The following is a 15273-nucleotide window of genomic DNA, read 5'->3' as shown; positions in this document are numbered from 1 at the left end:
AGGTCATAAAATTTCGGGTCTAGAATGAAACAGCCCTGCCCTTTTTAAGGGGGGATCAAGGGGGGATTGGGGAGGTTGGTGGGGGTTAGTGGGAAAAGGAAGAAAGTTTTTTATTTGGAATGGGGAGCAGTTTAGACCTTTTAAACATTTAATACTAAGACTTCTTCTCCCCTCTCCTGGCAGGGGAGGGGGCGAGGGGGAGGGGTCTAACAAATTCACTGGGAAAATGAAACAGTCATGCCTGGGGGGGGATATAATGTAGGAGAGGGTAGGGAGAGGTTTGAAAATCTCGGGTCTAAAATATCTGAGCAACTTTGCGAAACTTAGGTTTCTGGACCCTAAAATATCAATAGAGCAAACCAGCTTCATTCGGAGTGAGGGCGGGACTTGAAAGAGCAGGGAAAGTTGAAATTCGTGTCCATCGATAGCGATCGCAAAAGTTCACCAGGCAAGAGGTTAAGCTTCAGTGTAAAAAAGTCGCTAACAAATACCTTTTTTGGAGAAACACGAACCCGCATTCTAGTTTGGTATGCGGTTCTAACGTCCGCCTGCGTGGGATTGTCTATTCCCATTTTTACTCATTTAGTGATTCTGCAAGTTGATGAAAGAGTTGCTGAAGACTTTGAGGATGAAATCTTTGCTTTCAAAAATTGTGTAAAGCTTCATCTTTCTCAACAAAAAGAAATGGATTCCAAACAAATATTTGATCATTTTTTAATAAAAAAAGTTCCCGGTGATAAAACCTTTTTGATTGCGACGATTCAGGGTAAATTTTATCGCTCAAGTCCCCTGAGTTTGCCGGAGTCAATCTCAGGAACTTCTGCCCTGATTCAAAAACTTTCCCAAACCCATCAAACGATGGAAGGGAAGATTTTTGATCCCGAAAATGGAGATATTCTTTATCATACAGAGCCTCTAATCATTAACAGAAAAGTGACGGGCGTATTGATTATTGCGAATATTCTTGCAGGAGAACGAGAAGAAGTTATAGATACAATTTTTATTGTTGTTAGAGTTTTATGGATTTCTGTTGTTTTTGCTTTAATCTTAGCCTGGTTTATTTCGGGACGGGTTCTTCGTCCGATTCAATCACTGATTAAAACAGCTCATTTAATTAGTGAAACTGACCTTTCTCAACGAATTTCTGAATCTGGACGAGGAGAAATGGCCTTACTCGCCAAAACGTTTAATCAGATGATGGATCGCCTAGAGAAAGCATTTATCACTCACCGACAGCTCGTCAATGATGTTAGTCACGAACTGCGAACCCCGATTGCAATTATTCAAGGAAATTTAGAATCTCTTGATTATTATACTCCCGAAGAACAACCCGAAATCATTAAATTAGCACTCGAGGAATTGAGCAGAATGACTCGTTTAGTCGAGGATTTGTTACTCTTAGCTCGAGCCGAAAATAAAGAGTTTTTGATTTTAGAAACAGTGGAATTAGCTGAACTCACCGAGGCAATCTACCTGAAAATCCAGGGATTGAGCCAGCGAAATTGGACATTAGATGCTGTAGGAAAAGGTAAAATTCATGTCGATCCTCAACGCCTGACGCAAGCGATCATCAATTTAGTCCAGAATGCTGTTCAACATACCCAAGAAAACGATATCATTGCCATAGGTTCTTGTATAGATAACACCTCAAACAAACCGAAATTTCGCTTCTGGGTGAGAGATACTGGCGTTGGGATTCCAAGGGCTGATCAACATCGAATTTTTCAACGGTTTGAACGAGCCGAAAATAGTCAGAGTTCTTCTGAGGGTAAGGGTTTAGGTCTATCGATTGTCACCGCTATTGCTGAGTGTCACGCAGGCTCTATAGAATTAGACAGTCAACTCGGTGAAGGAGCGACTTTCACCTTAGTTTTACCTATTAAAAAAAGCAGGAATCAATCTATTCATCAGGAGTATAAGGAAGGACAATGAACCGGATTTTAATTGTTGAAGACGAACCTCGAATTGTGATGTTTTTAGAAAAAGGATTAGGAGCCAATGGTTTTGCAACCACATCCACTTCCGATGCGAATGAAGTCACGAATCTGGCTTTTACGGGTAGTTTTGATCTGATTCTATTAGACTTAGGTTTACCCAAAAAAGACGGGTTGACTCTACTCTCCGAACTGCGAGGTCAAGGACTAGGAATTCCGATTATTATTCTAACAGCCCGAGATGATATTCACGACAAAGTAAAAGGGTTAAGTCAAGGGGCGGATGATTATCTAACCAAACCGTTTCATTTTGAAGAATTGTTAGCCCGAATTCGCTTAAGATTAAGATCCCAAAACCTCAACGGCAACACCCTAAACGCAAATCAGGTAGAAACCACTTTACAAGTCGGTGAACTGGTGATTAACTTACGCAGCCGTTCAGTCAAACTCAAGGAAGAAGAAATTGAGTTACCCGCCAAAGAATTTAATTTACTCGAAGTATTTATGCGCCACCCCGGACAAGTTATGACACGGGAACAAATTTTAGATCGAGTCTGGGGTTATGATTATGATCCGGGTTCTAATATTGTTGATGTTTATGTGGGACTGCTTCGCAAAAAATTACCCTCTAAACTGATTGAAACGGTTCGCGGAGTGGGCTACCGTTTACGCATCTAGAAAAGCCACTCTTGCAAGAGGCGCTCAGAAGTCAGGAAAAAACTGTTAACTGCTAGGGGCAATTGATCAACTGCCCCTACAGCGCTGGTGACGGTAAGAACGGTTCGCTTCTATTGGTGAATTTCTAGCCAGACTCGTTCGCCAATCCGAATTCTGTGCCACAATTAACTTAAACGCTCTGTTGGATCACAGCAGAGTCAATATCTTGTGCGAACAGTGATCAAGGACTGGGTTCTGCGACACTAAGCCTGATTTAGACAAGGTTGCATCAATTGTATAATGAGCTAGGAAAAACACCAAAAACTCATTAAAAACAGACCCTTAGATTCTCAATTTCCCGATTGTTGTTTTCATCAAAAATCACTATTTTTTCCTTCGGGGAACATCTGAGAACCCCGAAAAAGCGTTAACTAAAAATCAGAACCTTATTCCCATAGACTGCTGTTTAATTTTTAAAATGCCGATTTTTTTAGACGATAAACCCTCCTATGCAAATGATTGGTCAACTTTTAGATAGACGGTATCGCATCGTTCAAATCCTCAGTTCTGGGGCGTTTGGACAAACCTATCTTGCGGCTGATACTCGTCGTCCTGGTCATCCTCAATGTGTCGTTAAACAACTTCGTCCTCCCAATAATAATTCTAATATTCTGAAAACGGCATTACGATTATTTGAAAAAGAAGCGGAAATCTTAGAAAAGTTAGGACGACATAATCAAATTCCTCTGCTTCTGGCTTACTTTAAAGAACACAATCATTTCTACCTCGTAGAAGAATATATCGAAGGACATTCACTCACAAAAGAACTGGTTCCGGGTACACCTTGGCCGGAAGAAAGAGTTATAAAATTACTAGAAGAAATCTTAGAACTGCTTCTATTTGTCCATGAACAAGGGGTGATTCATCGAGATGTCAATCCCTCCAATATTATTCGTCGTCGTTCTGATAAAAAATTGGTTCTAATTGACTTTGGTTCAGTCAAAGAAGTGACTCATCAATTCTTAAATGGGAATAGTCAATCGATGCGAACTATTGCGACGGGAACCCCTTCTTATATGCCGATTGAACAGTTTCAAGGTAATCCCCAATATAGTAGTGATCTTTACGCGGTGGGGATGATTGCCATACAAGCAGTTACAGGATTAGAAGCCTCTGATTTACCCAAATTACAAGACCCTAATCTTTCAGGGCCAGAAGATATCACTTGGCGAAATCGCGCTCGAGTCAGTGCAGGTTTTGCCAAAATTATTGATAAAATGGTACATCATTATTATGGGAAACGTTATCCTGCTTGTATCGATGTTATCTCCGATTTACGAAAACTAACTGGACGTTCTGACTTTACCTATGTTCCCAATTCTACCCCATCAAACCAGGCAAAACCGATTAAAAATTGGGGTAAAATAGCCGGAGTGACGGCAACAGGATTAGTCGGATTTTTGGTAATCTTTGGATTGATCAAAGTCTTAAATCGTCCCGATCCGGTAAAAGCCCAAGTCGCCTTTACTCAAGGGGTTGACAAACTCGAAAAAGGCAATCCCAAAGCCGCAGTCAAAACACTTTCTCAAGCGATTCATTACAACCCCAATAATTCCGAAGCCTACCGTCAACGGGGAAATGCTCACTACCAGTTGCAAGAATACCCAAAGGCAATAGAAGATTATACCGAAGCTATTAAACTAAATCCCAACTACACAAACGCCTATTTTAATCGGGGATTAGCCCGTTATGAGACTCAAGATTTCTCCGGGGCGATCGCCGACTATTCTAAAGTTATCGAGTTAGAACCTCAAGATGTTGATGCTTATTATAAACGAGGATTAGCTCAATATGCTCTAGAAAATTATCAAAAAGCAATAGAAGATTATAGCGCCGCCATTCGTTTACAATCGGATAATCCTCTTGCTTATCGATCACGGGGAATCGCCCGAGTTGATGCTGGAGATTTACAAGGTGGACTTGCTGATTATACCGAAGCAATTCGACTTGATCCTGAAAATATTTTAGCTTATTATGATCGGGGAAGAACACGCTTTCATTTAGGGGATTATCAAGGCGCTCTCAGCGATTATGATCGCGCTATTGAACTCGAACCTAACAACAGCGCTGTCTATGGAAATCGCTGTAGTACCCAGATTAACCTCAGCCAACATCAAGCCGCAATTGATGATTGTACAAAAGCCATTGAACTTGAACCGAACGCTGTGGCTTATAATAATCGCTGTGTTGCTTATTTGAATTTACAAGAACTCGACAACGGACTGGCTGACTGTACAAAAGCCATTGAACTCACACCAAAAGATCACAAAGCCTATAGTAATCGTGGTATGGTCTATGTTGCCAAACAAGATTTTGTTTCAGCGATCGCCGATTATACAAAAGCAATAGAACTCAACCCTAATGATGCTCAATCTTATAGCAATCGGGCAGTTGCTTACTACCAACTTCAAGATTATAATCGAGCGATCGCCGATTATGTACAAGCTATTCGTCTCAAACCCGACTATGCAACAGCCTATTATGGACGGGGATTAGTCCGAGTCACTTTAGGGGATAAAAGCGGTGCAATTAATGATTTTCAACAAGCCGGACAACTCTATTTAGAACAAGGATTAACGGGAGGATATCGAGATGCTCAATATCAAATCCAACAGTTAAAATAAACCCAGTTTGCCAACAATTTCACCTCTTATTTATCGCTTGCTAAGATCTCGGCGTTCGGTTCTGTTAAATACCAGGCTCGTAACACTTCAGCCACTGTCCAAGCTTGAGCGGGACATCCACAGGGACGCATCGGTGCATTTCCCTCAAAAATCTCACTCATACTTCCGACACCTGCTGCCAATAAATGATCAATCAGGGGTTGTAAATACCGACGGGCTTGGGCCGGATTTTTGTAAACTCGTAGATGAGCCAGAACAAATGGCCCCATCAACCACCCCCAAACCGTACCTTGATGGTAGGCGCCATCCCGTTTGAGTTGATTTCCCGTGTAAATGCCTTGATATTGGGGATCATCAGGAGCCAAACTGCGAAGCCCATAAGAAGTTAACAGTTCTTGAGCGCAAATATCAACCACTTGACGCTGACGTTTGGGGTTTAACAAACCAGCATAGGAGTTAGCACCCAAAGGAGGCAAAGAAACCGCTAAGATTTGATTGGGGCGCAAACTCGGATCATTTCCCAGAGGCGTATCGATCACATCGTAACAATATTCTGCCGCTTCATTCCAAAACCTCACAAAGCCTTTCGCCGTTTGTTGAGCCAGTTGTTGATAGTCGTCGTAGGGTTTACCGAGTTGTTGAGCAAAACGCATCATCATCTGAAGTGCATGATACCAGAGCGCATTCACTTCTATCGGTTTTCCGATACGCGGTGTGACCACCCAATCTCCGACTTTAGCATCCATCCAAGTCAGTTGAGTACCGGGTTCTCCTGCGTAGATTAAACCATCCTCTGTATCGAGGTGAATATTATAACGAGTTCCCCGTTTATACCAGTCGATAATATCCGCTAAAATGGGAAACAGTTCTTCGATGAACGCTTGATCCCCACTTGCATCAACATAAGCTCGAATCGCTTCAAAATACCACAGTGTCGCATCAACGGTATTATAGTCAGGCTGATCGCTGCGATCGGGAAAACGATTCGGAAGCATTCCTTGATCAACGTATTGAGCAAAGGTTCTCAAAATAGAGCGAGCCACATTCCAGCGTCCCGTATACAGGGTTAAACCGGGAAGGCTAATCATCGTATCTCGCCCCCAATCCCCAAACCAAGGATAACCTGCAATAATGGTTTTACCATCAGGTTCTTCGGGAGTCGGACGATCGACAATAAACTGATCTGCCGCTAATATTAATTGCTCAATCCAGGCGGGGGTTTTTTCAGTCAGGGATGAATTTTTAATCAGTTGTTGTTCGTATTGATGACGGGACTCTAGCGCAATTTGACCATCGAGTTGGGGATGGGGGATGGTACTGGTGACAAAGGTGATCGACTGTCCGGCTTCTAGGGTGGTATAAAAGGTGGCACCGTGTAGATGATCCTCGACATCATCTAAGCCCCGTTCCCGTTCAACAGCTAGGTCAAAGCCATAATACCAGGGATGAGTCGCCGTTGAGATAGCCACTTTTGCCCCATCGGTGAGTAAGTAAATGGGCGTCGCCAGTTGAAAGGCTTTGATGCAAATTCCATGTTCAATGGTATCAACTTGAATCGGCCATTGATTGGCGTGGGTGTTGTGGTGGTAGTCTCGGTGATTGACTAAGGCTCTCAGGGTAAGCGTCATCGGTTGAGTCGCACGACGGAGCGTATACTGAACGTAGGTTGTATTTTCTCCTTGCTGCATCCAAACCCGTTTTTGCAGCAGTGCGTCTGCACAGGCAAATTCCCAGGTGGGGATTGTCCCATCTAAATAAAAGCGTTCTAGATTTTTGAATCCCTCTGGATCAATTTTGCCGTCCGCCCAACGATTCGTGTAAATTGGAAACAACCGATTGTCATAGCTGACTGTCTCATCAAACTTTGCTAAGAGTAAAGTCCGACCCAAAGGTGGATGCAGAGCAGCTAATAGTAATCCGTGATATCGACGGGTTAACACGCCTGCTATTGTACCTGAAGCGTAACCACCTATCCCGTTGGTGACTAGCCATTCTCGGGATTCAGCAGATGCCAGATCACAACAGATTTCTCGCCCAAATGTAATAATCATGCTTGATCTCCTAACTTGCACTCAGTTTATCTCTCTGGTTTTCTGTCAATCTTCTGAGGGTAATGGTTCAGTAATAAAGACTGAGTTTTTATTGTAGATGCTGATTGGGACTTAAAAGAAATTCTATTTTTTCTTTTAAGAGTTGTCTAGGGAGCGGTGATATTTTTTTGAACACCCATTTTGAACACCCAATCAATTGAAATGAGTTAAAACAGACCCAATAAAACTTCTATCTTGAACTTGTTATGATATTATAAAGTATGTTAATGAATCCCAAAAATATCAAAAGAGCGATTATAATTGGGGCAGCGAGTGGACTATTAGTGATTAGTACCACTGTAGCTCTTATTAGTTTACTTCCCCTTTATAGTCGCATCAAACAACAAGAAGAACAGAATTTATTGTTTCAGGCTGAAAAGAATGCCATTGCTCTCAATACGATTTTTCAACAAGCCAAAGAACAAGGCTTACAGTTCGCTCAAAATCCTAAAATAATACCGATTTTTAACGCCTCAGATGAAACTTTACAAGGGTCTAATAACTTAGAAAGTATTCGCACGACACTTGAAAAAGATATCAATCAATTTCGGGTCGGAATTCTCTATATAAATTCTCAAAATCAAAAGAAAATTGAGGTAGGTAAAGCTATTCCTCCTGAAGTTTTGAATCTTTTAAATACTTCCTCTACTTCCTCTCAAATCAAGCTCTTTTGGATCGATCAAGATTTTTACTTTACGGTTGCAAATCCAGTAATCGCTTCAACAAAAATTGCAACAAATATTACTCTATTTCGATTGCCTAAACTTGAAAATTTGACAGATTGCACTCAATTTTCAAGAGCTTGTCACACGATTTTGGGCATCCGACAACCGCAAAAAACAGAATCATTTTTTCCTTTAGATAAGCGGGAATATAAATCCAATCATCTCCTGCTAGAAGATGAGTCTATTAAGATTGCGATTGAAAAAGCAATTCAAGGTGAAACCGGGGCATTATGGTGTAAACAATGTGACTATTTTATTGGTTATAGTCCAGTTCCAAGCATTAATGGAAGTTTTATAGTAGCTACGGGTAAAATTCAACTTTATTCTTCTATTTACCAACAATTTTTAACCGTTGCTGGTACAATTGTAATTTTAATTGGACTGGGAACGCTAGGAATTGTGTTAATCTTGCGTCCCCTGACGAATAAAATGCAAACCGAAATTTTTGAACGTCAAAAAGCCGAAATCGCCTTACGCAAAGAAAAAGACTTTAATCAAACTCTCTTTCATGCAAATCCAGCTTTTCTTATTGTGCTTGATCCCGAAGGAAAAATCAAATTAATGAATGATGCGATGCTGAGTGCTTTAGGTTATACCCTAGAAGAAGTTAGGGGTACAGATTATTTAGCAACCTTTGTTCCTCGAAAAGATAAAGACTCTTTACCTTGGGTTTTTGAGTTAATGATTCATCGCCGACTTCCCATCCGAACTGAAGAAAAAGTCTTAACAAAAAATGGTAAGGAAATTATTGTAGAATGGTATGGTCGGGCAGTTTTTAACTCAGAAACCGACGAATATGAACACTTTTTAGGTGCAGGACTTGATATCACTGAACGCAAGCAAGTTGAAGAGGAATTGCAACTCCTTCAACGCATTACAAAAGCCGTGAGTGTGGCTTCAGATTTTGACTCAGCGATTGATGTAGCCTTGCATTTAGTTTGTGAAACAACCGGTTGGGAATTTGGCGAGGCTTGGGTACCGAACCCCGAACAAACTTATTTAGAATACAGTTCAGTCGGTTATGGAAACACAGCCAATGCTACAGCATTTCGTCAGGAAAGTCATAGCCTCAGATTTGCACTGAATGAAGGATTACCGGGGCGAGTTTGGTTTTCTCAAAAACCCGAGTGGATTCCTGATATTTCTCGAGAAGCGGAAATTCAATTTCCTCGCAGTTCAATTGCCAATCAATATGAATTTAGAGCCGGATTTGGTGTGCCAATTTTGGCAAATAATCAAGTGCTAGCTGTATTGATATTTTTAATGTCTATTCCCAAAAATGAAGACAAGCGTTTAGTTGAACTGATTTCTTCTGTTGCCACCCAACTGGGGGCTGTGTTTCAACGCAAGCAAGCTGAGGCGAAATATCGAAATATCTTCAAAAATGCTGTTGAAGGTATTTTTCAGATGAATTTAGAAGGCGAATATACCAGCGTTAATCCAGCATTAGCAAAAATATTAGGTTATGATTCTCCCGAAAACCTAATTCAAAATCAAGCAAATCTCCAAGCAATTTACCTTGATGATAAACAATATTTTAAGTTGATTCAACGCTTAAATGAACAAGCTGAAGTCTGCAATTTTGAATCTCAAGTTTATCGCCGGGATGGACGTTTAATCTGGATTTTACAAAATGTAAGAGCTATTTATAGTCCCAGAGGAAAACGAGTAATTTTCTATGAAGGCTCTGTGATTGATATTACTAATCTTAAGAAAACCGAGGCAAAATTACGTTATAGTGCCTCTCACGATGCCCTGACAGACTTATGGAATCGGGCTTTTTTCATGCAAAAACTCAGACAGTCTATTCAATCTATTCATGAACAGCCTGATCACACCTTTTCAGTTTTATTTTTAGATTTAGATGGGTTTAAATTGATTAATGATAGCTTAGGTCATGCGATGGGAGATCTATTACTGATTGAAATTAGTAAGCGTCTGAAAAACTGTATTCGTGGTGGTGATATTTTGTCTCGATTAGGAGGTGATGAATTTACAATTTTGTTAGAAAATATTTCGGATCTTAGTGAAACCAAAGAAATTGCTTCCCGAGTATTAAAAGCCTTGAATAAACCGTTTACCCTCCAAGGTCATCAAGTCTTTATCGGGACCAGTATTGGTATCGTTCAAGCAACCTCTGACTATCACTTCCCTCCAGAGATTTTGAGAGATGCAGATACTGCTATGTATCGCGCTAAACAGCAGGGAAAAGGATGTGCTGTTATTTTTGATGCCGCGATGCGAACAGATACTTTGAGGCGTTTACAAATTCAAACGGATTTACGATGGGCAATTGAACGAGAAGAATTTCAACTTTACTATCAACCCATTATCGAATTGAGTACCCGTAAAATAGCAGGATTTGAAGCTTTATTGCGCTGGGATCATCCCAAAGAAGGGTTTATTTCTCCGACTGAATTTATTCCCGTTGCTGAAGAAACAGGTTTAATTGTACCCATTGGAGAATGGGTTTTACGAGAGGCTTGTCTTCAGCTTCATCAGTGGAAAGAGAAATTTGTTAATCATTCTTCTTTAGTGATGAGTGTGAATTTATCAAGTCAACAGTTTACCACAGATTTAAGTCAACGGATTGATAAAATCCTACAGGAAACTCAGGTTTTAGGACGAGAATTAAAATTAGAAATCACCGAAACCGCTATTATGACTGATCCGCAACTGGCGATCGCCACTTTAAATGAATTGAAACAGCGAGAAATTATGATTTGTATTGATGATTTTGGGACGGGTTATTGCTCCTTAGGATATTTGCATCAATTTCCGGTAGATATCCTCAAAATAGACCGTTCTTTTGTCAATCAAATGTCCGTTGAGGATAAACGAGAAATTGTCAGAGTGATTGTTGCCCTCGCTAAAAGCTTGAAAATGGATGTGATCGCCGAAGGAATTGAATTAATGGATCAATATCTTCAGTTAAAAGACCTTAAATGTAAATATGGTCAAGGCTACTATTTCTCAAAACCCCTACACCGACACGAAGCCGAAGAGTGGTTAGTCGGAACTCGTAAAGTCAGCTAATACAGGGAACAGTGAACAGTGACCAGTGACCAGTGACCAGTGACCAGTGAACAGTGATAACTAATAACTAATAACTGTAAACTGTAAAAACTGGTAACTGTAAACTGTAAACTGTAAACTGTAAAAGCTGTTCACTGATAACTGTAAACTGTTTCTCCTTTTCCCTATTTCTTATTTTTATTAGCAAAATAAGTTTGAAACATTTGCTTGGCAACTGGCGCCGCAGAAACCGAACCATAACCGCCATTTTCAATCACCACAGCAATGGCAATTTCAGGATTAGCGGCAGGCCCAAACCCCACAAACAGGGAGTGCGATCGCTGGCCTAACACCTCAGAAGTTCCCGTTTTACCGCCTGTTAGGGGCAGCCCCTCCTTCATCCCCTGGCCCGTGCCATACTCAACGACAGCAACTAACCCTTCTTTAATCGTATTAATCGCTTCGGGAGTTAACCCTGTTGGCACAGGTTTTGTTTCCGGGGTATTCGTCATTGAGGCCAATAAATGGGGTTTAACGCGATAACCGCCATTAGCGGCTGTAGAAACCATCACCGCCAACTCTAAAGGCGTCGTTAAAACGGCACCCTGACCAATCGCCATCGTGATAGTATCGCCCAAATACCAGGGTTCACCAAAGATTTTTTCTTTGTTATCTGGAGTCGGAACAAAACCACTAGAGCCTTCCGTTAACTTTAAAAGCTTCAAGTCTGTTGTTCCAATCCCAAAACGCTCGGCCCATTTCGCAATTTCTTCAGGCCCGACATCCATGCCCAAATTGTAGAAAAATGTATTGCTACTGAACGCGAGAGCATCTCTAAAGCCAATCACCCCGTAACCGCCACTATGTTCGTGAAAGGTAATTCCCCCAACGGTAATCGCATCAGAAGTGGCAATCACTGAGCCGGGAGTGTATTTACCCGATCCCATACCTGCTGCCGAAGAGATAATTTTAAACGTGCTACCGGGGGGATATCCTTGCATAGTGCGGTTGAGAAAAGGATTATCTTCCCCTTGCAGAAGTTGCCATTGTTCAGATGAAATCGGTTTAGTAAATATATTCGGATCAAAACGAGGACTACTGGCCATCGCTAGAACTTCCCCCGTTTTCACATTCAAAGCAACAGCAGATCCTCTTCGATATCCAATCCCTTCTTCTGCTGCTTTTTGGATGGCTAAATCTAGGGTGAGTTTAATCGTTGTTCCTCCGACAGGGGCTTGTTCACCCAACATTCGGATTTCTTGATTTTGAGCATTCACCTCAATTAAACGCGCCCCCCACACCCCAGAGAGTTGGTCATTGGCACCTGCTTCTAATCCCAATTTGCCGACGATCATTCCCATCGGATATTCCGGGTTCGCTTTTAAATCTTCTAGAGTCGCTTCGCCAATATAACCAATCACATGAGCGGCTACATCTCCATGAGGATAGTAACGATTGGAATCACTGTGAATTTTCACACCCGGTAACTTGAGAGCGTTTTCTCCAATCCAAATAAAGGCTTCTGGTGTTACCGACTGGGTAAGGCGAACAGGAGCAGCCGATTCATAGTCTACACGCTCTAACTTGGCGATAATTTGCTCAGTGGGGATATCGAGAACCTCGCTGAGTTGAGCCGCTGTCTTTTGCCATTGAGCCTTTGTTTGTTCCTTTGGCCACAAATAGACGGCCCGAGTTTGATGATTCGCCGCCAGAGGTTGATCATGGCGATCCAAAATCAAGCCACGATTAGACGGAATCGGCAACAGACGAATCCGATTTTCTTCAGCTCTGAGTCGGTTTTGCTTCCCGTCTATCAGTTGCAATTGCACTAAACGATAGATACTGAACCCCATCAGCGTGGTGATCAACAGGATAAATGCGACGGCTCGATAGAGAGAGTGATGGTCACGTTTATCGCGGCTGAGGGGTTTGGAGTAATCGATGGAACGAGTTTCAGACGAAATGGACAATTGACGCACCATAGTCTTTTGACATCCTCTCCTCCCTAAAGGGAGAAGATTCCTCACCACGCCACCTTTAACGGGTGGTCGCGTGCGGGGGGTTTACGCTTCGCAGGACGCTGCTTCAATAACCGGAGTCTTATGCCTTCCTCCACGTCCGTTTCAAGTCTCAGAATGTCCTCCCGCGACTATTAACAAATCTTGTTTTTGTTTGTTTGTGTCTTCAAGTTTGATTTTCTCATTGACTTGAAGACTTCCCTTGTTCTGCCCTCAACTAAAGGAGTTCCAACCTAATCTTCTATTCTGTAGTATTTATGGGACAAGGCGGGTTTTTCAACCTATATGATTTTACCATAAAAGTCGCCCTTAAGGGCGAGGCTTGTATCCCAATTTTTTGGTAAGTCGCGATTCATCTAGACGCCGACATTTGCAGTACGGCGATCGCCTTCTCGCAACATCAAGGTAAACTAAGTTATTCCCCAATCAGCCAAGATAGCAACAATCCAATCAGAGCTAAACCCATCCACTGAGGTAGGTGTAACCCGTTCAAGCCATGACTCGGCCACAGGACAAACACGGTGCAGAACATTGAACTTACCCATACAATGATTAGGGTCATTAGAATAGACATGGCTGTTCCTCCTGATTGCCAACTTGATCTTAAACTCTACGATCGACAATATATAGCAATCACAAATCATTTCTGATTGCTATATTTCAACAGTTTAGGGTCGATTTCTCAACTCCCTAACAATTTTTTGAGCAAAATTTTTTGACCCCAACGGACGGGGCTTGTATCCCAGAATTTTCGGTCAACAATTACCCTTGAACAACTTCGGAATTTCTGTCACCGCCTTATCCGAGTCGAAGCGATCGCACCCGTTCCACTCCTACTTTACCGAACTTGTGTTCTAAATTCGTAACGTTAACTGTCGGCGAAGTGCAAAACTCACTAACTTCATCGGATAACTAGAACCCTTTAAAACTGGAATTCGTAAAAACTTGCCCACAGCTAACCTGACTATGCCCTTTATTCTTGCCTTTAACCTTGCCGATAGCAGCTTGAAGTTACTATTAGCTTCATCCTGAAGATATAAAGGCGTAAAAGCCAACTTCCCATAAAGAACATCAGCCCGATGAACTTTACTCAAACCCCGTTGGTGATGTTCTAAATTCGGTCTTCCTCCATGTTCACCGTAATTGCGAAATGCAATATAATTCTTAAACTTATGCTGGCGGAGAAAATTGTCTAATTCCGAATCCCAACTCGAATAACCCTTTGGCCCAGGATTTTCTCTTTTTTGTGCTTCTAACGACAGCAAACACTCCGCCGCTTTCGGAGTAACAATATAGGCAACCGTCGAAACAGAAAACCCTTCACCGTAACCGTCAGGACTAACGCTATAAAGCTGGGCAGCGCAAGTATAAATCCAGCAAACTCCCACATCACTTTGATCTTGATCAAAAGGAAAAGGCAGTTTTCCCAAACCGATAACCGGGACAAAATCCGCCTCAATAATCAATGTCGGTTTGCTTTGAGTTTTGGCGATTTCCCAAACACTTTTATGATTGAGCAAGCAAAGATAACTCGGAGAATATTCTTGATATTCCGGCTGGTGTTTTTGCCGCATTACCTGACAGTCTAAACCCTCTTTTTTGAGAAGAAACTCTAATTGTTCCGTATTCTCTTTATAGGCAATAATAAAAGTTTTGCCAATGCCATCGCTCAACCGATTTGCAGTTGGACTTCCGCTTACCGGGTTGGTTTTCTGGGGAAAATCGGCTTTTTCAGTATTCATTTAACCCTTGAGTTAATCAATAATTACCCAACAAGCCCGTACCCTTTAATCTTCGTTTTTAGGGGTTGAGAGATCCTGACGGGCTATACCCATGAACCCCAAACGAGCAACGACTAACAGCCCACTTCCAAAGTGATTAATTACAGGGAAACCTGTTTGAAAGGGCTGCGGACATGGTAATGGCGATTAAGCCTATTTTATCAAAACATTTTCTGCGATCGCGTTAAGATTCTTGAGAGGTTTGAGCATCACGGCGACTAATACCTCGTCGGCATATTCCCTTACCAAGAGAAGCAGGTTTAAAGCCCCGTCGTTCACGACGGATTATTTTATGCTAACATAAGTTTATCGTGGCTTGATGCCGATAATCTATGCTTGTGTATGAAATGAAGCTGCAAGGAACGCAAT

At 41.8% G+C, this 15273-nt stretch carries 8 protein-coding genes; 4 read left to right on the top strand and 4 right to left on the bottom strand.

Annotated elements, in window-relative coordinates:
- The first annotated feature begins 414 nt into the window (after window positions 1-414).
- The 3 genes from VB836_RS28895 (at window position 415) to VB836_RS28885 (ending at window position 5275) form a co-directional block, all read left to right on the top strand.
- Window positions 415-1932 (top strand): sensor histidine kinase, encoded by a 1518-nt coding sequence (locus tag VB836_RS28895; protein ID WP_323224833.1) that lies wholly within the window; start codon window positions 415-417, stop codon window positions 1930-1932.
- Window positions 1929-2612 carry a response regulator transcription factor gene (locus VB836_RS28890; RefSeq protein ID WP_323224814.1) on the top strand — a complete coding sequence of 228 codons (684 nt, stop codon included), beginning with the start codon at window positions 1929-1931 and terminating at the stop codon, window positions 2610-2612. The genes VB836_RS28895 and VB836_RS28890 overlap by 4 nt, the downstream gene beginning before the upstream one ends.
- 488 nt (window positions 2613-3100) lie before the next feature.
- Complete coding sequence (locus tag VB836_RS28885) at window positions 3101-5275, top strand: tetratricopeptide repeat protein (protein ID WP_323224812.1); 2175 nt, start codon at window positions 3101-3103, stop codon at window positions 5273-5275.
- 26 nt (window positions 5276-5301) lie between these two features.
- Here VB836_RS28885 and VB836_RS28880 read toward each other — a convergent pair whose 3' ends face one another.
- A complete protein-coding gene (locus VB836_RS28880; RefSeq protein ID WP_323224808.1) occupies window positions 5302-7326 on the bottom strand; it encodes an amylo-alpha-1,6-glucosidase in 2025 nt (674 codons plus the stop codon).
- A gap of 266 nt (window positions 7327-7592) precedes the next feature.
- On the opposite strand from VB836_RS28880, the gene VB836_RS28875 reads away from it, so the two are divergent.
- Window positions 7593-11126 (top strand): sensor domain-containing protein, encoded by a 3534-nt coding sequence (locus VB836_RS28875; RefSeq protein WP_323224806.1) that lies wholly within the window; start codon window positions 7593-7595, stop codon window positions 11124-11126.
- A 164-nt stretch (window positions 11127-11290) separates the two neighbouring features.
- On the opposite strand, the gene mrdA is transcribed toward VB836_RS28875, so the two are convergent.
- The 3 genes from mrdA to VB836_RS28860 all read right to left on the bottom strand — a co-directional run bounded on the left by mrdA (window position 11291) and on the right by VB836_RS28860 (window position 14865).
- On the bottom strand, window positions 11291-13087 hold the full coding sequence (gene mrdA, locus VB836_RS28870) for a penicillin-binding protein 2 (RefSeq protein ID WP_323224804.1): 1797 nt from the start codon (window positions 13085-13087) through the stop codon (window positions 11291-11293).
- 451 nt (window positions 13088-13538) lie between these two features.
- Window positions 13539-13697 (bottom strand): hypothetical protein, encoded by a 159-nt coding sequence (locus VB836_RS28865; RefSeq protein WP_323224802.1) that lies wholly within the window; start codon window positions 13695-13697, stop codon window positions 13539-13541.
- Between the two features lie 280 nt (window positions 13698-13977).
- Window positions 13978-14865, bottom strand: coding sequence for an LPS biosynthesis glycosyltransferase (locus VB836_RS28860; protein WP_323224801.1), 888 nt, complete (start codon window positions 14863-14865; stop codon window positions 13978-13980).
- Window positions 14866-15273 lie beyond the last annotated feature (408 nt).

The sequence above is a fragment of the Limnoraphis robusta BA-68 BA1 genome (genome assembly GCF_034932365.1).
In the GTDB taxonomy this organism is placed as follows: Bacteria; Cyanobacteriota; Cyanobacteriia; order Cyanobacteriales; family Microcoleaceae; genus Capilliphycus; species Capilliphycus robustus.
The sequence above is the reverse complement of the archived record's forward strand: the minus strand, read 5'-3'. Positions and strand labels throughout refer to the sequence as shown.